The following is a 17,311-nucleotide window of genomic DNA, read 5'->3' on the forward strand; positions in this document are numbered from 1 at the left end:
ATCGAATATTGAGTAAATTAATTTTATAGATCAAATGACTTGTATTTGAATGTTTAAAATAAATTCATGTTCGGAGACTTCTACCGATATTATCAAAGATTGTATTCAGTAATTGGGTTAAAATGCCTGAATATTGTTGTATTTGTCACATAATATCACTGCGAATCGCAAAGTATCGGGAAAAGTTATATGAATAATGAGTGTATGGCTATGCTGGCGGAGCAGTGGGAGCAGATCTGTCAAAATTATTCATCAGATGATTTGCTACACGCATTTCAGTTTATTCAAGACCACTCTTTGGTACTGGTAGAAGAATTCTATAAAAATATGCTTCTGGAAGAAGAAGCATCTCAGTATTTTACTGATGAGCTGATTCAGCAGCGTTTACGCGATACTTTACATCAATGGCTTTCAGAAAGTTTTAGTGTAGCGCTGAATAAGCGTTATGCAGAGGCTGTGCAAAAACAGAATATCGTTGGACATGTGCATGCACGCGTCGGGATTCCATCCTGGCTGATTATGCGCGGTGTACGAGAAATTCAGCGCAAAATGTTTGAATTGCTGAGTTTAAATCCGCAGCCGAACATGCTTACTACCTGTAGTTATATTGTACAAATCATGGGATTTGCCACAGAAATTATGTGTCGTTCCTATGAGGCGAAATCCGTCCAGAATCAGGAAATGAAGCACAGTTACCGGGTATTTTCTGCAATGCAAGATGTCGCGGTACAAAAAGATAAACAGCGCAGTTCATTGCTGGATTGGGAAAATGAGCTGATGTTCAAGGTCTTTTCTGGAACTACAGGCATTAGACATCAAATGCTGTCCAAGTCAGAATTTGGCTTATGGTTTATTCATAAGGCGTCTTATGCCTTTACCGGTTCTGATCAGGTCGATTTAATTATCGAGCGAATTTATCAGATCGATACGCTGAATCAGGCAGTGCTGGAATGTACTGAAAAAGATCAGATGCTGAATCTGATTCAAAGTATTCGTGACTTAAACCGTGAAATACAGCACTTGGTCGATCAATTATTCCAGGTTGCAGATTACATCGAATCTGGAAATGACTCTCTAACCCAGTTATTGAATCGCCGTTATTTAAATACCATTATTTCACGTGAAATCAATTTCTCTCGTGATAACCAGACACCATTATCCTTGCTAGCGATTGATGCCGACTTCTTCAAAGCCATTAATGATAAATATGGTCATGCAGCCGGCGATCTGGCCTTAAAATTTATTGCTGATGCCTTACAGAAATATATTCAGGGCAGTGACTATGCGTTCCGTGTCGGTGGGGAAGAATTCCTGCTGCTGCTGGTGGATTCCGATGAAAGACGCGCGCTGAACATTGCTGAAAATATCCGTACATATGTAGAGCATGGCCTGATCAGTACGGCTCAAGGACAGCAATTTAGACTCACGGTTAGTATCGGCTGCGCGTTATTTGATGGTCATCCGGATTACCAAAGATTCCTGGATGCCGCAGATGCTGCACTGTATATGGCTAAAAATACAGGGCGTAACCGGGTCTATCTGGCGCAACCTTCTCAAATTCAGGGCGCACAAAAAGCGTCTGTCTAATTTAAAATTTGCTGCTGAATCGCAGCCTGAAATTGCTGTTTTTGCCGTACATATTCGGGATGGACTTTGGCTTTATCCCATTTTTGTTTAAATATTTTCGCTGCAGCAGCTTTAACCGGATCTTCAGAACTGCGCGGCAATTCCTCACGCCCATGCGCACCACTTAAACTCTTTTTATCATCTGGAACCGGACCATCGTATTTTTTGCCGCCTTTATGATTGGCATAACGTCGGGCGCGGGTATAACCCATTTGTAAAAACTTGCGTGCCATATCGGCCCCGACGAAATCTTCCTGTTTTAAATATTCCAGAAATAGGGCATAAATTTTTTCACTACTGGCTTGGGCTTTTTCAGCATCTGCAAAACGCCAGTGGGGCAGAATTTCCGACTTATAAGGTTCTACTAAAAGCACGCCTTGCTCACCGCGTCCAATCCGGTATAAGTCCGGCCGTTTACGGAAATCAATTTTTTTAAAATCCAGACTATAGTCAAAACTATTTGAATGAACACGTGAAGGGCGTTTAGGCGGATCAGGCTGTTTTCTACTCATGGCTGTTTCCAGAATTTATACACTTGGATCATGCAGCTTTCTAAACAAAAGATCTGTATTTAAACATGGCAGGAAATGTAGTCAGGAAATTAATTATGCAGCATCAATTTGTTTATTTTTAAAACTAGGGAAGTTAAGTTAATGAGACAACTTTTTGAAAAGAATGTAGGGATAAAATTTTAAGAAATTGAATGAATACGTAGAAAAGTTAAGGAATTGATTGCAAAATTCCTTAACTGATGAAGATATTGAATTCGTACTTATCTTTTAACTTTCTACTACGACATAATATTTTTTAACGGCTTCAACCACTTCAAAAGTGCCAATAAAACCGGGTGGAATAATGCCGGCTTCACCTGCCTTGATTTCAACAAAGGATTGTCTTTGAGCATCATGTAAACGGACGATCCCTTCGATTACCTGAAAGAATTCCTGTTTATTCTCGGCAAATACGATATTCCAGGCACCCACTTCACATTGCCAGATTCCGCAATCCATATTGGGATGTTGATAGGCACTCTGGGTCAGGCGTTTAGGATTGCCTTTAACCAGCCGGTCTGGCCGTGGATAATCGATACTTTCTTCAGCCTGGCCTAAACCTTGACCCGCAATCCAAATAGATGACATTTTCGTAACCTCATCGTGTAAAAAAGCCCCAATATCAATTGAGGCTTTCATGTATGAATCTATATTAATAACTTTCTGGTACAGCGCCTAAAAACTCACGGCGGACTTCTTTATCGGTTTTAAAGTCACCGATAAATGACACCGTACGCGTCGTCGATTCCTGTTTGCCAACACCACGCATCATCATACACATATGTGCTGAATCAATCATCACAGCCACACCACGTGCATTGGTGACTTCAGCAACCGCTTCTGCGATTTGCTGGGTCAGATTTTCCTGAATCTGCAAACGACGGGCAAACATTTCAGTAATTCGGGCAAATTTAGACAGCCCCAATACGTTGCCTTCAGGTAAATAGGCAATATGTACACGGCCATAAAATGGCAATAAATGGTGTTCGCAGAGTGAATAAAATTCGATATTTTTCACTAAAACCATTTCACGGTTATCTGATGGAAAAACTGCACTATTGGTTACTTCTTCCAGAGTCTGGCTATAACCTGAGGTTAAATACGAAAACGCTTTCGCAGCACGCACGGGCGTATCTTTGAGACCAGGGCGATTGAGATCTTCACCAACGGCAGTAAGAATGTTTGCGTAAGATTGCTGCATAGTCATATGACGTATTCACTTAAACTGAGAATGAACAAGGACGGCATTGTAGCAGAAATCTTTTACAATGCCTTATTTTGGGGGTAAATCCGCTTACTGTTTAAACTTTGGATTTTTTTCTGCACGTTTTAGCAAAACTAAAACTGCGCCAGTGCCACCCTGTTTTTCAGGCGCACTGACAAAGGCCAGAACATCACGGTGCTGACGTAACCAGCCGTTGACATAAGTTTTTAAAATCGCTTCCGGCCCTTTGCCATGTACGATCTTGATCACGTTCTGGTTTTCATCTTTGGCGATCTGGATAATCTGAAGCACAGCCTGACGTGCCTCTTCGACCGTACAACCATGCAGGTCGACAGCTTCGAACCAGCGCAGATTGCCTGCTTTTAAATCTTCAAAAACCTTATGCTGCAAGGTCGCAATGCGGTAGCTTAAGCTCGCTTGACTGCCAACCGGATTGAGCATGGCTTGAGTATCAGACAGGACGGTTTCATCGGTATGCATGGGGCCTTCGGCAGCAGCACGCTTGGCCAAAGTTTGCGCATCGACTTTTTTCTTGGGAGATTTTTCTATTTTCGCAATATTGCCGGCATCAATTTTTTGTACGCCTTGCATCTGCTTGCGAAATAGATCGAGGTCTTCCTCCTGTTCCTGCTCCGCTGTTTTCACGACAGGGGCAACAGGTTCAGCCTTAGGCTGAGGATGACTAATTTGCTTTTTAAGATCTTTGAGTAAATTGTACTGATCTTTAGAAAGCGAAGAATCGTGTTTGCTCATAATCTGGAAACGGGGGAGATACTGAATTTGGTAAATTATAGTCTTAAATAACTGAAAGGAGAAATGAATTGCACTAAATACAACATATCCCAAACCCAGCATTAATTTCTCAATAGTTTTCTAAGATTGTATAGCTTGATGAACTTTAAATAGAAAATAATTCATGAATATTCTCCTTTTATCATCTTAACAGTTGCCTCGATGGAACATCTCTCTTTAAATATAAATCAATCAAACCTGGAAAATAAAAAAATGAGTTATTCAGGCAGTTGTTTGTGTGGCGATGTCCAGTTCAAAGTAAATACGAATATTCAGGCCATGTATCATTGTCACTGCAGTTTATGTCGTAAACAGAGTGGTACGGCCGCGAATGCAGCAACTTTAGTTCATCAGCAATATTTTGAATGGACCTCAGAACAGACTTCAATTTCCTGCTATCAAAAAGAGACCGGATTTCGTTCTCATTTTTGTCAACACTGTGGCTCGCCTGTACCGAATCAGGTAGGTACAATTGCATTGATCTGGATTCCTTTAGGGCTTCTGGATCAAGCACCCAAAATTCAGCACAGACTGAGTTTTTGTCTGAACTCGAAGGTGGATTGGGCAGATGAAATCAAGGCGGATAAGTCCTATTCTGAACTGCCAGAATTTGAAAAATTAATCTCTTATTTTGATCATTCAACTCAGTATTAAATGAATTTGGTTAATAGAAATAAAAAAAGCCCCATGCTGAGATGGGGCTTTTTTTATACTTAATATTTTAAACCGATTCAGGCTCACCGAATAAATCACGGAAAGCATGATCTGGACGTGGCTGTTTCATGAAACTTTCACCGACCAGGAAGGCATGAATATCATGTTCCTGCATCATCGAAACATCAGCAGGGGTCGCAATACCGCTTTCAGTGACCAGCAGGCGTGAAGGATCCAGTAATTTTTTCAGACGTAGTGATGTATTCAGGTCGACATCAAAAGTTTTTAAATTACGGTTGTTCACACCCAGCAGACAACGATCAGGCAGTTTTAAAGCACGTCCTAATTCTTCTTCATCATGCACTTCAACCAGTACATCCAGATTATGCTCAAATGCGGTTTTAGACATTTCCTCTAACTGCTGATCAGACAGACAGGCCACGATCAGCAAGATACAGTCTGCATGTAGGGCACGCGCTTCAATCACGCCATAAGGATCGATCAGGAAATCTTTACGCAGCGCAGGCAAGTCACAGTATGAACGGGCAATCTGAATATTTTCATCAGCACCCTGAAAAAAATCCACATCAGTCAGTACAGATAAACAGGCAGCGCCGGCATCCTGATATTGTGCCGCAATTTCTGCAGGATTGAAGTTTTCACGAATCACGCCTTTGGACGGAGAAGCCTTTTTAATTTCAGCGATTACACCCGGACGTTTAGACATTAAAGATTGAGCAAAACCACGTACAGGTGTCGCGCCTTGAGCTAACTCTTCTATATCCTTATAGCTTTTCTGCTTCAAACGAAGAGCGAACTCTTCTTTCTTACGATCAACAATTTTACCCAAAATTGTATTTGCAATATTAACCATGATTCAAATTCCTGACCGTATTAAGCTTCATATTGTTTGATGGTTTTGGTGAATTCAGACAGCACGCTCATTTTTTCCAGTGCCTGGCCACCATAAATAATATCGTGTGCCAATGCCACACCTTGCTTATAGCTTGAAGTCAGGCCTGATACATAAATACCAGCACCGGCATTTAGGGCAATCATATTGGCAGCCTTATGACCGATCTCAGATTTCTTCTTGCCTAAGGCATCTTTAATCAGAGCCAGACTTTCTGCTGAACTTTCAATAATTAAGCCAGTTAAGGTTTGCGATTCAATGTCGACCTGTTCAGGAATGATTTCCCATTCAGTGATTTCACCGTTTTTCAGCTCAGCCACATGCGTCGAAGAAGCCAGACTGATTTCATCTAAGCCATCACGTGAATGTACGACCATGACATGTTCAGCACCGAGCTGTTTCATGACTTCTGCAATTGGGCGGCAAAGTTCATTGGAAAATACCCCGATGACCAAACGTTTTACGCCGGCCGGATTCGTAAGCGGGCCGAGCAGGTTGAAAATACTGCGAATACCCAGTTCTTTACGTGGACCAATCGCATATTTCATGGCTTTGTGATGATTCGGTGCGAACAGGAAGCCCACACCAATATCACGGATACAGCGTTCGGTTTGCTGCATATTCAAATCAAGATTAATGCCTGCCTGTTCCAGTAAATCTGAAGAGCCTGATTTGGTAGAAACACCACGGTTACCATGTTTGGCAATCGTTGCACCAGCTGCTGCAATTACAAAGGCTGAAGCGGTAGATACGTTAAACAGGTTTTGTCCATCACCGCCTGTACCGACGATATCCACCAGATGAGGGACATCACTGACATCAATTTTGGTTGCCAGTTCACGCATGACACGTGCTGCAGCAGTAATCTCGTCAATACTTTCGCCTTTCAGGCGTAGACCCATGAGCAGAGCACCGATCTGGGCATCGGTTGCTTCGCCAGACATAATGGTGCGCATCACGTCTTCCATTTGTTCCTGAGTCAGGTGAATGTTTTTAGTAATATTGCTTAAAGCTTGTTGAATATTCATGACTTGCGTTTTGCTCATTATGCGTAAATTTCAAGAAAGTTTTTAAAGATCTGATGACCATGCTGGCTCAGGATTGATTCCGGATGGAACTGCACACCTTCAATCGGTAGTGTCTTATGTTTAATCCCCATGATTTCTTCCATAGAGCCATCTTCTTCATTGGTCCAGCAGGTCACTTCCAGGCATTCTGGTAAAGTGGCCTGATCAATCACCAGCGAGTGGTAACGCGTTGCAGAGAAAGGATTCGGCAGGTTGCTAAAAATGCCTTTGTCGCTGTGATACATATCAGACAAGCGACCATGCATGACGCGTTTGGCACGAATAATATCGCCGCCAAAAGCCTGACCAATACTTTGATGCCCCAGACAAACACCGAGCAGGGGAATCTTACCGCCAAAATGCTGAATGGCAGGAATCGAAATTCCCGCTTCACTTGGCGAACATGGACCAGGACCAATCACCAGATACTTAGGTTGCCATCGCTCAATATCCTCCAATGTCACGGCATCATTGCGGACTACTTTTACTTCTTGATTCAGTTCGCCAAAATACTGGACGATGTTATAAGTAAAGGAGTCATAGTTGTCGATCATTAGAAGCATGAGCTTAACCTATTGAAATTATTGCACTTAACTGTGCTAAAGTGATCCAGATTGAGCTTTATCGGGACTTGTTGCAAGTCTAGGGAATACACGACTAAATCGTTGATTTCATTGTGTGAAAATAAAGCACGCCTCATCATAGCAAAAAATAGCCACATCGGGCGCAATAATTTTTCAATTTTCAGCCGGGTGAGTACCTCCCAGCCTTTTAAATATTTTAAATGTGCGTATAAGTAATTAACTGACGAAAAGTAAGTTTAAATAAATATTGCAGTTATTATTTTTTTAAATTAAAAATAAATAGGTTTTAAATTATTAAAATAATTATGCTGAAAAAAACATCATTTGAATAATAATGCATGGGATAAATCAAACAATAAGATCGACAATTTGAATAAAAGTGACTCAAAATAGTGATCTTTTTAAGTACATAAACCTACAGATCACGCTTTGTAACTGATAAAACTTAACCAGAATTAAACGAAATCGAATATTTTTTAAACTAAATTAGCATAAAAACGCAATTCCTCACTGAAAAGTGCTCCTATTCTTACCTAATATGAAATCATCGCACTATTTAGGTGCGCTAAAAAAATACCTGCAACAAATCTCAGGAAGAATGCTTGAATATAGTGCATTTAGTTTAAGTCACAGTATAATAGCGACAAGGTATTTTTATCTTCCTATGTTTTCTTATAAAGATTTCAAGATTTTAGATATACTTTTAAAAGTTGGTACGCTAATTGCTTAATAGATACCAACTTCTAACACGCACTTTGCGAGTGCAACAAAAAACATCGGAGCAAAATGAGCATGGCGAACAAGGTCCTTCAACTCATACAAGAAAGTGGCGCGAAATGGGTCGATTTTCGCTTTACTGATACCAAGGGTAAAGAACAGCACGTTACTTATCCAGCAGACAGTATTGATGAAGATACGTTTGAAGACGGCAAAATGTTTGACGGTTCTTCAATCGCAGGTTGGAAAGGCATCGAAGCATCGGACATGATCTTACGTCCAGATGCAGAAACAGGTTTCATCGACCCGTTCTTTGCAGAGCCAACTGTTGTTGTGACTTGTGACGTTATCGAACCATCAACTGGTCAAGGTTATGAACGTGACCCACGTTCGATTGCTCGCCGTGCAGAAGAATACCTGAAATCTACAGGTATCGGTGATACTGCATTCTTCGGTCCAGAACCAGAATTCTTCGTATTTGACGAAGTGAAATGGGACATCGACATGTCTGGCGCGCGCCACACATTGATCGCTGAAGAAGCTGCTTGGTCTACTGGTAAAGATTACGAAGCAGGTAACTCAGGTCACCGTCCACGTGTTAAAGGTGGTTATTTCCCAGTTCCTCCTGTTGATTCTCATCAAGATATGCGTGCAGACATGTGTGCAAAAATTGAAGAAATCATGGGCCCAGGTCGTGTAGAAGTACATCATCACGAAGTTGCATCTTGCCAGTTAGAAATTGGCGTGAGCTTCAACACAATGGTTCGTAAAGCTGACGAAGTACAACAGTTCAAATATGCTGTTTGGAACGTTGCGCACCAATACGCTAAAACTGCAACCTTTATGCCTAAACCAATGGTAGGCGACAACGGTTCTGGTATGCACGTTCACATGTCGATCTCTAAAGATGGCAAGAACCTGTTTGCTGGTGATGAATATGCAGGCCTTTCAGAAATGGCATTGTACTTCATCGGTGGTGTGATCAAACATGCTCGTTCATTGAATGCGATCACTAACCCATCTACAAACTCATACAAACGTTTGGTACCTCACTTCGAAGCACCGATTATGCTTGCTTACTCAGCGCGTAACCGTTCAGCTTCTATCCGTATTCCTTATGTTTCTAGCCCTAAAGGCAAACGTATCGAAGCACGTTTCCCTGATCCAATGATGAACCCGTACCTAGGTTTCGCTGCATTGTTGATGGCGGGTATCGACGGTATCCAAAACAAAATTCACCCAGGTGAAGCTGCTGACAAGAACCTGTACGATCTTCCTCCTGAAGAAGAAGCGAAAATCCCTACAGTGGCACACAGCCTTGAAATGGCACTTGAATCTCTTAAAGAAGATCATGACTACCTGCTTAAAGGTGGCGTGTTTACTAAAGAAATGCTTGATGCTTACATCGAACTTAAGACTGAAGATGTACGTCGTCTGAACACGACTACTCACCCAGTTGAATTCGACATGTACTACAGTCTGTAATTCTGATCTGAATTTCATTGTAAAAAAGACCCGCCTTTGTGCGGGTTTTTTTGTATGATGCTGTTATTGATCAAAGATATGAAGTTATGGCACAACGTAAAAGACATACCGGCTTTTTTCCCTGGATTGATCCTCAGGATCATAGTAAAGGCTTTAAACTGAATTTTTCTGAAGTGACCTATGTAGAAGTTGCGCGTACATCTGAAGGTTATAAGCAGGTCGAGTTTGTGGCATTACGTCATCCTGAGCTGGCTTTGGACTATGACTACCCACAAAGTTTTTATCTCACCACAGATGGCATGATTTTGAAAAAGCTGCCAAATGGAAAATATGAAGTGATTGCAAAGACAGATAATGCCTAATCGTGAAGTTGATAACGTTGTGAGTGTAAAATTTAAAAATCCACATGGACCGCATATACCTGCTGCGCTTCGAGAATGGCTGTATGCCTCGGGATCATTGACGCAGCAGTTAACAGATCTGGCCGGTGGACAGTTTCGGGTAGAACCACAGCAGGAACATTTTCAGCGTCTGGAATTTGTAGATTCCCGTTGGATGCAGATGCCACATCAGCATACGTCCTGGGTGCGGGAAAGCTATTTATATGGCTGTGAAGAGCAGCCTTGGGTCAAAGCAAAAAGTATATTTCCGATATTAAGCTTGCAAAAACGTGCGCGGATTTTTCAGCACATTGGATCGAAGCCGATTGGCTGGCTATTATTCCAGCGGACCAATCCACAGTGTGAGCGACGTGTGATTTATCTGGAAGAGGGCTGGACCCGCCAGAGCTGCTATACTTGGCATGGTTGTAAATTTATTGTACAAGAAACATTTTTACCGGCATTTGAACACTTTATACAAAATCAACAGGCTTAACTTGATATGGCAACTGCACAAGCAATTACCTGGCGTGAACGTCTGAGCGCCTATTATTATCTTTGTCGTTTTGATAAGCCAATTGGCACAGAGCTGGTCTTTTGGCCGACCATGTGGGCGCTATGGGTCGCAGCAAAAGGTGTTCCTGATCTCAGTATTCTGGTGCTGATGATTCTAGGTGTAATTTTTATGCGTGCAGCGGGCTGTGCCATTAATGACTTTGCCGACCGTAAAGTGGATGCGCATGTCGAGCGTACCAAAACCCGTCCCTTAGCCACCGGTATTATTAGTGCTAAAGAAGCAGTGATGGTCTTTCTGGTGCTCGTCACAGCCAGTGCCTGCCTGTTATTTTTCCTGCCGATTGAAACCTTTTACTGGTCATTTGGCGCGTTATTTTTAGCGTTCATTTATCCATTTATGAAACGCTATACCCATTTGCCGCAGGTATTTTTGGGAGCTGCGTTTTCCTGGTCCATTCCTATGGCCTATACCGCGGTCGGGCAGACACCGGACTTAACCTGCTGGTTACTGTATTTTGGCAATCTGGCTTGGACTGTGGCGTATGACACGCAATATGCAATTACCGATCGTGAATACGATTTAAAGATTGGAGTAAAATCCACAGCCATTTTATTTGGTCAGCATGATATTCAGATCATTAGTACCTTACAGGCTCTAAGTCTGGTCTTGATTGGCTCGGCGTTATGGATTGAGGATTTGCTTGTTCCATTTGGCCTGATGGGTCTGCTCGCAGTCGCAATTGATTTTATTTACCAATGGTCAAAAACTCGAGATAAGGACCCGCAGCGCTGTTTCTGGGCCTTCCGGCATAACCGTTGGGTGGGGCTGATGATTTTCCTTGGAATCTTTGCCGCGCTTCTGTAACTGCACCTTGTCGATTCATAACAAAAGCATCCTATAAGGGTGCTTTTTTTTATGCTTAATTCAAGATTCTTCATGAAAATCATAAACAACAATAAGGGATTAGAATATGAATAATGTAGTGAAAAACGGTTTCAAAAAAACCTGTCTGGCACTGGTATGTTCCATGTCATTGTTTATGACTGCGTGTAATGACGATGACAATGATTCGTTCCGACCACAGGAAAGGGTATTTTTAAGTCAACAATCTTATGATGAGGATACCTTGCCTGAAGCATCGGATATTCAAGTCATACGCTATAATATGCCAAACGTAAATGGTGAACGGGCTGAAGCGACAGCCATGGTATTTTATCCAAATACGCCTCAACCATCAAGACGGATGGAGGGTGGTGGTTTGGGAACATGGCACGGTGGGTAGCGGTGATTCTTGTGCACCAAGTAATAACCAGCTGAATAATAATTTTAGAGGATTGGCCAGCAGCTTGCTTGCACAGGGATATGTGATTGTTGCACCCGATTATGAAGGATTAGGTACTCGGGGGATCCATCCTTATTTAAATTTAAAAAGTGCGGCACAATCGGCTATCTATGCAGTAAGAGCCTTTAAAGAACAACAAGGAAATCGATTTAATGGTGCTTGGGTTTCAGTGGGACAATCCCAGGGAGGACACGCATCACTTGCAACAGCCCAGTTTGCCGATGAAGATCCAAATTATAAGGCGGCAGTTGCAGCAGCTCCGGCCTCAAGTCTGGGCTATATTATCAGTGAAGTAGCACCGCAAGCGCTTAGTGCTTTGGTTGAGGCTGGACAAGATAATGCTGCGAAAGCGGTCTATGCAGAATTATTGGCATATGCGGCTTATGTGGCTGTAGGGATTAAAGCTTATGAACCAGGCTTTAACTATCGCAATATATTTTCAAGCCGTGCAGCGATTGTGGCTGAAAAGGCAGAAGGCACGACTGGAGAAAATGGACTTTGTTTAGGGCCACTGATTACTGAATATATGCAAGATATTGATGATTATCTGGTGAATAATCCGGAAAAAACAGTCGTGGACTATCCGGGATTAGTAGAAAACTTCCAGAATAATTCGTCGGTTGAAAAGTTCCTTGAGAATAATCAGCCTGCAACTGAAAAAATTAATGTTCCTGTGATGATCATTCAAGGTACTGCAGATATGGCTGTTCCGTATCCAGTAACAAATACTTTACAACAGGGCTTGAAAGATATGGGAACCACAGTGAATTTTGTAGAGGTAGAGAATGCTTCACATACCGAGGCCATTGTACAAAGCAGAACCCAGCTGCTGACCTTTATTAATACCTATATGCCTTCAGGTATTTCTGTCAATCCTTGATCCTAAAAGGAGCTTCGGCTCCTTTTTATTCCTTGTGATGCTAGGCCTTGAGCAATCATTTAAGTTTGTTATAGTGGCTTAAGATTATAGGTTATCAGTGTAGGCTCGTTATGTCGGAACAGACAAAACCCCGTAGTATCAAAAAACTGCTTATCTTTGGAACCTTGGCTTTGTGTGTTCCAATTTTTTTGGTGACCATGGCATTTCTGGCAGTTAATAGCGATGCGAAAAATCAGGAAAAATATAAACAGCAACAGGCTGACATGATTGCCCGGATTGAAGCACGCGAAGCGGCTGAAAAATCAAAGGTAGAGCAGGAGACTCAAGCAACTCAAGCTGCTTCCGAAGCTGAAACAAATTCCTCTCATTAAACTATTTATCTCAAATCTCTTTGAAGCTGCCGGATCGTTGGAATTTCAGTGTAGCGGATGACTGTGTAGCCGGCAGCAATCAGCATCGCATCGCGTTCCGCATCTTCCTGTTCCTTGCCAATATGGCTAGGGTCATCCAGTTCTATAATCGCCACTACATTATATTCCCGGTCCATCACCACAAAATCGGTCACTTTACGGTTGAACTTGCTGCGCATTTTCATATTGTCATGTGTGATCAAAGCACTAAATGCGACCTGTGCCAGAATGTGATGGTGCGGAAAAGCATCTTTCAGGCGAGTAAACATCTTGCTTTCGAAAGCTGTAATGACACGCTTGGGATAGAATTTCTTCTGGCAGGTAAACAGATGGGGGAAGAGCAGGCAAATTAAGGCAAAGCTTGCCAGACAGCCAATCACAAAGAATATAAACTGACTCAAATCAAACACGGATCATAAAAGAGAAAAGAATAAAAAAACCCACTTCGCAATGAGTGGGTTTTTCAGAATCTTGGCTCTCCCACCTGGGCTCGAACCAGGGACCTGCGGATTAACAGTCCGTCGCTCTACCGACTGAGCTATGGGAGAATAGATTGGCTCTCCAACCTGGGCTCGAACCAGGGACCTGCGGATTAACAGTCCGTCGCTCTACCGACTGAGCTATTGGAGAATCTGCAAGCGATTATAGAGAGATTTAAAAAGGGGTCAAGGCACTTTTATAAAAAAGCTAAAAAAACTGAATCAAGTGTTTTAAAAATAATCAAAAATGATTGTAGTTCAAAATGTTATGTTTATGTAAACCCAGATTAAGGGTAGAGGGGTTGCGTGATTATTCGCTGCCATGGTTGAGAGTCGCTAAAATTATAAACAAGACTCATATAGATATTTAATCCCAAAAAGATAGACATAAAAAAACCCACTTCGCAATGAGTGGGTTCTTTCGGAATCTTGGCTCTCCCACCTGGGCTCGAACCAGGGACCTGCGGATTAACAGTCCGTCGCTCTACCGACTGAGCTATGGGAGAATAGATTGGCTCTCCAACCTGGGCTCGAACCAGGGACCTGCGGATTAACAGTCCGTCGCTCTACCGACTGAGCTATTGGAGAATCTGATGCGCATTTTAGGCAGGAAAACAAAGACCGTCAATCAATTCCTGTAAAGAAATGAATCATTTGCTTTTTTAATATGCACCTCAGGCCTAAAAATAAAAAAATCACCCATAAAGGGTGATTTTTTAAGCTGGAAATAAAAATTATTTCTCAACACCAGCAGGTTGACCTGCATATTTCGCGTTTGCGTAGTCCCAGTTCACCAGGCTTTCTAGGAAAGTAGAGATGTATTTAGGACGAGCGTTACGGTAATCGATGTAGTAAGCGTGTTCCCAAACGTCGATTGTCAACACAGCGATTTTGCCGTGCGCCATCGGAGTGTCAGCATTTGAAGTTTTAAGGATAGACAGGTTACCGTTTACTTCATCAGCAACTAACCAAGCCCAACCTGAACCGAACTGAGTTGCAGCAGCAGTTGCGAACTCTTCAGCGAATTTTTCGTAAGAACCGAAAGCTTCGTCAATTTTTGCAGCCAAAGCGCCAGTTGCTTTACCGCCACCGTTTTTAGTCAAGCAGTTCCAGTAGAATGTGTGGTTCCATACTTGCGCAGCGTTGTTAAATACACCTGCTTTAGATGAATCACCAGCAGTTGCTTTGATGATTTCTTCTAGCGTTTTGCCTTCAAGCTCAGTACCAGCGATCAGGTTGTTCAGGTTAACCACATAAGTGTTGTGGTGTTTGTCGTGGTGGTATTCTAAAGTTTCTTTGCTGATGTGTGGAGCAAGAGCGTCGTAGTCGTATGGTAATGGTGGTAAAGTAATGGTTGTCATGTTTTCAATTCCTTGCATTTTGCTGGGTTTTGACAATAAGTGGCGTTATTGTAATAGATTCTTAGGCAAAAATGGGCACTGTGTATAAATAACAATACAGAATAAAGCCTGAAAATTTAAAGATAAAGCCACCAATGTACTTGCCAATCGAAATTAAATCGGATTGTTTAATTCGAAATAACTATACTCAATATTAAATTGTTCTGAAATAGCTTTAGCCAGACGTTGTACACCATATTTTTCAGTGGCGTGGTGGCCGCAGGCATAATAATGCACATCCAGTTCCTGAGCATCATAAAAAGTACGTTCACTGACTTCGCCAGAAATATAAGCATCACAGTCTTGTGCTGCCGCTTTATGAATATAATCCTGTGCACCACCGGTACAGAAACCGACTTTTTGAATCAGGTTTTTTTCGGCAGGTAAATGTAACGCATCATAACCGAGTCTTTCTGAAACATAGGCTTTGAATCCTTCTGGCGTCATGGCCTGTTTTAAATAACCAATATTCCCAATTGGACGGCGCTCATTCGGATCAAGCTGTTCAAGGTTTTCCAGTTCCAGCAGGTCTGCAATCGCAGCATTATTTCCCAGAGTTGGATGGCTGTCTAAAGGCAGGTGATAGCCAACAAGCGAAATATCATGTTGGATCAGGCTTTTAATGCGTTTACCACGCATCCCGGTAATCGGGTAGGCTTCACCTTTCCAGAAATAACCATGATGTACCAGTAACAAATCAGCACCTTGTTCAATCGCAGCTTCGATCGCAGTTTGGGAGGCAGTAACCGCACATAAAATTTTATTGACTTCAGCGCGGCCTTCGATCTGTAAGCCATTCGGTGCATAGTCCTTAAATTCGGAAGATGCCAAAGTCTGATCGCACCAGCGGATAATATCGTTTAAATTCGCCATAAAATTCCTGTCAGTTGATGAACTTGCCAATTCTTATCTATATGTCCAATTGTAACTAAAGCAGCACAAATCTCTGTGGATTTTTTTGTGTTTAGTTATGTATTTGGCATTACAATAGGATACAAATTACTTAGTCATCAACGAATTAAAATATTTTAGAGGATAGCAAAGTGCGCCGCACCTTTACATGGTTACCTTGGGTGTTACTGATTTTAGTCATTATCGGTTTTTTGGGGTGGCAGCAGCTGCAGAAACCTAAATCACCGATTGCGCCGGATGGCGTAAAAATGCCTGCTGAAAAAGTAGAACCGTTGATTGATACTTCGCGTTCTGGAGGGGTTGTCTCCTATAGTGCCGCCGTGAAAGTCGCAGCACCTGCGGTGGTGAATATCTTTACCACACAAAAAGTAAAACAGCAGGCGCACCCTTTACTGACTGATCCAGTCTTCCGTGAATTTTTCGGTGATCAGTTGCCAGACCAGTTTGGTCAGAGTCCAAATGAAAACAGTTTAGGTTCAGGTGTAATTGTACGTCCTGATGGTTATATCCTGACCAATAACCACGTGATTGCACAAGCAGACCAGATTGTGGTGGCCTTGCATGATGGACGCCGTGCCGAAGCCAAGGTCGTGGGTACAGACCCAGATACGGATTTGGCTGTAATCAAGATCGAACTTGAACAATTGCCAGTTTTGCCATTCAAGCTGAGTGGCAATGAAGTCGGTGATGTTGTTCTGGCTATTGGTAACCCGTTTGGTGTCGGTCAAACCGTGACTCAGGGGATTATTTCTGCGACAGGCCGTTCTGATCTGGGCATCAATACCTATGAAGACTTTATTCAGACAGATGCTGCAATTAACCCGGGTAACTCGGGTGGTGCATTGATTGATGTTGCTGGTAACCTGATCGGGGTAAATACAGCAATCTTCTCCCAAACAGGTGGCTCACTGGGGATTGGTTTTGCGATTCCCGCTAAAATCTGTCAGCAAGTGATGAATGCAATCCTGAAAGATGGCCGTGTCGTTCGTGGCTGGCTGGGTATCAGTCTGTTGCCGACAGAACGTAATGATGTACTGCAACCTAAGGAATCAGGTGTAGTGGTCGCTGAAGTGCTGGAAAATGGACCTGCAGCAAAAGCTGGCATCCAGCGTGGTGATAAAATCATTAAGGTGAATAATGAAGTGATTACTTCTGCCTCACATCTGATTAATTTTGTCGCTTTACAGGCCCCAAACAGTACTGTTCAGATTGAAGTAGAACGCGCTGGAAAAACTATGACACTGGATGTGGTGATTAGTGAACGTAAAACGCAAAGCAGTTCTTCACAATATATTCCTTTACCAGGTCAGTAATTTTTTTCTTAAGAAAAATCCCTCCATGTGAGGGATTTTTTATGCATGCTGTATTTACTATAGA

The 17,311-nt window shown here is 42.3% G+C and carries 18 protein-coding genes, 4 tRNA genes and 1 pseudogene; 9 read left to right on the forward strand and 14 right to left on the reverse strand.

Annotated features, from left to right (window positions below; all coding sequences use genetic code 11):
* Positions 1-189 precede the first annotated feature (189 nt).
* Positions 190-1,587 carry a diguanylate cyclase gene (locus FTU72_RS06200; RefSeq protein ID WP_180010811.1) on the forward strand — a complete coding sequence of 466 codons (1,398 nt, stop codon included), beginning with the start codon at positions 190-192 and terminating at the stop codon, positions 1,585-1,587.
* Here FTU72_RS06200 and FTU72_RS06205 read toward each other — a convergent pair.
* The 4 genes from FTU72_RS06205 to FTU72_RS06220 all read right to left on the reverse strand — a co-directional run bounded on the left by FTU72_RS06205 (position 1,584) and on the right by FTU72_RS06220 (position 4,155).
* Positions 1,584-2,138, reverse strand: a complete 555-nt coding sequence (locus tag FTU72_RS06205; protein ID WP_180052547.1) for a DUF4385 domain-containing protein — start codon at positions 2,136-2,138, stop codon at positions 1,584-1,586. The two genes, FTU72_RS06200 and FTU72_RS06205, sit on opposite strands and share 4 nt — an antisense overlap.
* A 267-nt stretch (positions 2,139-2,405) precedes the next feature.
* Entirely contained in the window at positions 2,406-2,765 is a 360-nt protein-coding gene (locus FTU72_RS06210; protein WP_159124404.1) for a cupin domain-containing protein, read from the reverse strand.
* A 64-nt stretch (positions 2,766-2,829) separates the two neighbouring features.
* On the reverse strand, positions 2,830-3,378 hold the full coding sequence (folE, locus tag FTU72_RS06215) for a GTP cyclohydrolase I FolE (RefSeq protein WP_180052581.1): 549 nt from the start codon (positions 3,376-3,378) through the stop codon (positions 2,830-2,832).
* Positions 3,379-3,471: 93 nt separating this feature from the next.
* The gene (locus tag FTU72_RS06220; RefSeq protein WP_034590020.1) at positions 3,472-4,155 is read right to left on the reverse strand and encodes a Smr/MutS family protein; all 684 of its coding nucleotides are present in this window, start codon (positions 4,153-4,155) and stop codon (positions 3,472-3,474) included.
* 252 nt (positions 4,156-4,407) lie between these two features.
* On the opposite strand from FTU72_RS06220, the gene FTU72_RS06225 reads away from it, so the two are divergent.
* Positions 4,408-4,848 carry a GFA family protein gene (locus tag FTU72_RS06225; protein WP_179992054.1) on the forward strand — a complete coding sequence of 147 codons (441 nt, stop codon included), beginning with the start codon at positions 4,408-4,410 and terminating at the stop codon, positions 4,846-4,848.
* A 67-nt stretch (positions 4,849-4,915) separates the two neighbouring features.
* Here the strand turns inward: FTU72_RS06225 and trpC are convergent, their stop codons facing one another.
* Genes trpC through FTU72_RS06240 form a run of 3 tightly spaced genes read right to left on the reverse strand, consistent with a single transcriptional unit; the run spans position 4,916 to position 7,391 of the window.
* Entirely contained in the window at positions 4,916-5,722 is an 807-nt protein-coding gene (gene trpC, locus FTU72_RS06230) for an indole-3-glycerol phosphate synthase TrpC (protein ID WP_180052548.1), read from the reverse strand.
* Between the two features lie 20 nt (positions 5,723-5,742).
* Positions 5,743-6,789, reverse strand: coding sequence for an anthranilate phosphoribosyltransferase (gene trpD, locus FTU72_RS06235; protein ID WP_034590018.1), 1,047 nt, complete (start codon positions 6,787-6,789; stop codon positions 5,743-5,745).
* A gap of 17 nt (positions 6,790-6,806) precedes the next feature.
* Positions 6,807-7,391 (reverse strand): aminodeoxychorismate/anthranilate synthase component II, encoded by a 585-nt coding sequence (locus tag FTU72_RS06240; RefSeq protein ID WP_004782771.1) that lies wholly within the window; start codon positions 7,389-7,391, stop codon positions 6,807-6,809.
* An 807-nt stretch (positions 7,392-8,198) separates the two neighbouring features.
* Between FTU72_RS06240 and glnA the strand changes: the two genes are divergently transcribed.
* The 6 genes and pseudogenes from glnA to FTU72_RS06270 all read left to right on the forward strand — a co-directional run bounded on the left by glnA (position 8,199) and on the right by FTU72_RS06270 (position 13,104).
* Positions 8,199-9,614: a type I glutamate--ammonia ligase gene (gene glnA / locus FTU72_RS06245; protein ID WP_171064793.1), complete on the forward strand. Its 1,416-nt coding sequence runs from the start codon at positions 8,199-8,201 to the stop codon at positions 9,612-9,614.
* A gap of 86 nt (positions 9,615-9,700) precedes the next feature.
* A complete protein-coding gene (locus FTU72_RS06250; protein ID WP_004782767.1) occupies positions 9,701-9,976 on the forward strand; it encodes a hypothetical protein in 276 nt (91 codons plus the stop codon).
* Positions 9,969-10,490: a chorismate lyase gene (locus tag FTU72_RS06255; protein WP_218947507.1), complete on the forward strand. Its 522-nt coding sequence runs from the start codon at positions 9,969-9,971 to the stop codon at positions 10,488-10,490. Before FTU72_RS06250 ends, FTU72_RS06255 begins: the two co-directional genes overlap by 8 nt.
* 6 nt (positions 10,491-10,496) lie before the next feature.
* Positions 10,497-11,375, forward strand: coding sequence for a 4-hydroxybenzoate octaprenyltransferase (gene ubiA, locus FTU72_RS06260; protein ID WP_180052549.1), 879 nt, complete (start codon positions 10,497-10,499; stop codon positions 11,373-11,375).
* Positions 11,376-11,481: 106 nt separating this feature from the next.
* Positions 11,482-12,733 (forward strand): annotated as a pseudogene (locus FTU72_RS06265) (alpha/beta hydrolase family protein).
* Between the two features lie 110 nt (positions 12,734-12,843).
* Positions 12,844-13,104 (forward strand): hypothetical protein, encoded by a 261-nt coding sequence (locus FTU72_RS06270; RefSeq protein ID WP_166137104.1) that lies wholly within the window; start codon positions 12,844-12,846, stop codon positions 13,102-13,104.
* Between the two features lie 5 nt (positions 13,105-13,109).
* On the opposite strand, the gene FTU72_RS06275 is transcribed toward FTU72_RS06270, so the two are convergent.
* From FTU72_RS06275 to FTU72_RS06305, 7 genes are all read right to left on the reverse strand, one after another.
* On the reverse strand, positions 13,110-13,553 hold the full coding sequence (locus FTU72_RS06275; protein WP_180052550.1) for a DUF2726 domain-containing protein: 444 nt from the start codon (positions 13,551-13,553) through the stop codon (positions 13,110-13,112).
* A 62-nt stretch (positions 13,554-13,615) separates the two neighbouring features.
* A tRNA-Asn gene (locus FTU72_RS06280) sits at positions 13,616-13,691 on the reverse strand.
* 6 nt (positions 13,692-13,697) lie between these two features.
* Positions 13,698-13,773 (reverse strand) — tRNA-Asn (locus tag FTU72_RS06285).
* 279 nt (positions 13,774-14,052) lie between these two features.
* Positions 14,053-14,128: transfer RNA gene (locus tag FTU72_RS06290), tRNA-Asn, on the reverse strand.
* A 6-nt stretch (positions 14,129-14,134) separates the two neighbouring features.
* Positions 14,135-14,210: transfer RNA gene (locus FTU72_RS06295), tRNA-Asn, on the reverse strand.
* 146 nt (positions 14,211-14,356) lie between these two features.
* On the reverse strand, positions 14,357-14,983 hold the full coding sequence (locus FTU72_RS06300) for a superoxide dismutase (RefSeq protein ID WP_004782758.1): 627 nt from the start codon (positions 14,981-14,983) through the stop codon (positions 14,357-14,359).
* A gap of 153 nt (positions 14,984-15,136) precedes the next feature.
* Positions 15,137-15,895 (reverse strand): Nif3-like dinuclear metal center hexameric protein, encoded by a 759-nt coding sequence (locus FTU72_RS06305; RefSeq protein WP_180052551.1) that lies wholly within the window; start codon positions 15,893-15,895, stop codon positions 15,137-15,139.
* A gap of 170 nt (positions 15,896-16,065) precedes the next feature.
* Here FTU72_RS06305 and FTU72_RS06310 point away from each other — a divergent pair, with 170 nt between their 5' ends.
* Complete coding sequence (locus FTU72_RS06310; protein ID WP_004782756.1) at positions 16,066-17,247, forward strand: S1C family serine protease; 1,182 nt, start codon at positions 16,066-16,068, stop codon at positions 17,245-17,247.
* The last annotated feature ends 64 nt before the right edge of the window (positions 17,248-17,311 follow it).

This window comes from Acinetobacter sp. YH12137, from assembly GCF_013418535.1.
In the GTDB taxonomy this organism is placed as follows: Bacteria; Pseudomonadota; Gammaproteobacteria; order Pseudomonadales; family Moraxellaceae; genus Acinetobacter.

What these genes read in the sequence shown, in the direction of transcription:
- FTU72_RS06200 (WP_180010811.1), top strand. Translation starts at nt 190, where the DNA reads ATGAATAATGAGTGTATGGCTATGCTGGCGGAGCAGTGGGAGCAGATC.
- FTU72_RS06205 (WP_180052547.1), bottom strand. Translation starts at nt 2,138, where the DNA reads ATGAGTAGAAAACAGCCTGATCCGCCTAAACGCCCTTCACGTGTTCAT.
- FTU72_RS06210 (WP_159124404.1), bottom strand. Translation starts at nt 2,765, where the DNA reads ATGTCATCTATTTGGATTGCGGGTCAAGGTTTAGGCCAGGCTGAAGAA.
- folE (WP_180052581.1), bottom strand. Translation starts at nt 3,378, where the DNA reads ATGCAGCAATCTTACGCAAACATTCTTACTGCCGTTGGTGAAGATCTC.
- FTU72_RS06220 (WP_034590020.1), bottom strand. Translation starts at nt 4,155, where the DNA reads ATGAGCAAACACGATTCTTCGCTTTCTAAAGATCAGTACAATTTACTC.
- FTU72_RS06225 (WP_179992054.1), top strand. Translation starts at nt 4,408, where the DNA reads ATGAGTTATTCAGGCAGTTGTTTGTGTGGCGATGTCCAGTTCAAAGTA.
- trpC (WP_180052548.1), bottom strand. Translation starts at nt 5,722, where the DNA reads ATGGTTAATATTGCAAATACAATTTTGGGTAAAATTGTTGATCGTAAG.
- trpD (WP_034590018.1), bottom strand. Translation starts at nt 6,789, where the DNA reads ATGAATATTCAACAAGCTTTAAGCAATATTACTAAAAACATTCACCTG.
- FTU72_RS06240 (WP_004782771.1), bottom strand. Translation starts at nt 7,391, where the DNA reads ATGCTTCTAATGATCGACAACTATGACTCCTTTACTTATAACATCGTC.
- glnA (WP_171064793.1), top strand. Translation starts at nt 8,199, where the DNA reads ATGAGCATGGCGAACAAGGTCCTTCAACTCATACAAGAAAGTGGCGCG.
- FTU72_RS06250 (WP_004782767.1), top strand. Translation starts at nt 9,701, where the DNA reads ATGGCACAACGTAAAAGACATACCGGCTTTTTTCCCTGGATTGATCCT.
- FTU72_RS06255 (WP_218947507.1), top strand. Translation starts at nt 9,969, where the DNA reads ATGCCTAATCGTGAAGTTGATAACGTTGTGAGTGTAAAATTTAAAAAT.
- ubiA (WP_180052549.1), top strand. Translation starts at nt 10,497, where the DNA reads ATGGCAACTGCACAAGCAATTACCTGGCGTGAACGTCTGAGCGCCTAT.
- FTU72_RS06270 (WP_166137104.1), top strand. Translation starts at nt 12,844, where the DNA reads ATGTCGGAACAGACAAAACCCCGTAGTATCAAAAAACTGCTTATCTTT.
- FTU72_RS06300 (WP_004782758.1), bottom strand. Translation starts at nt 14,983, where the DNA reads ATGACAACCATTACTTTACCACCATTACCATACGACTACGACGCTCTT.
- FTU72_RS06305 (WP_180052551.1), bottom strand. Translation starts at nt 15,895, where the DNA reads ATGGCGAATTTAAACGATATTATCCGCTGGTGCGATCAGACTTTGGCA.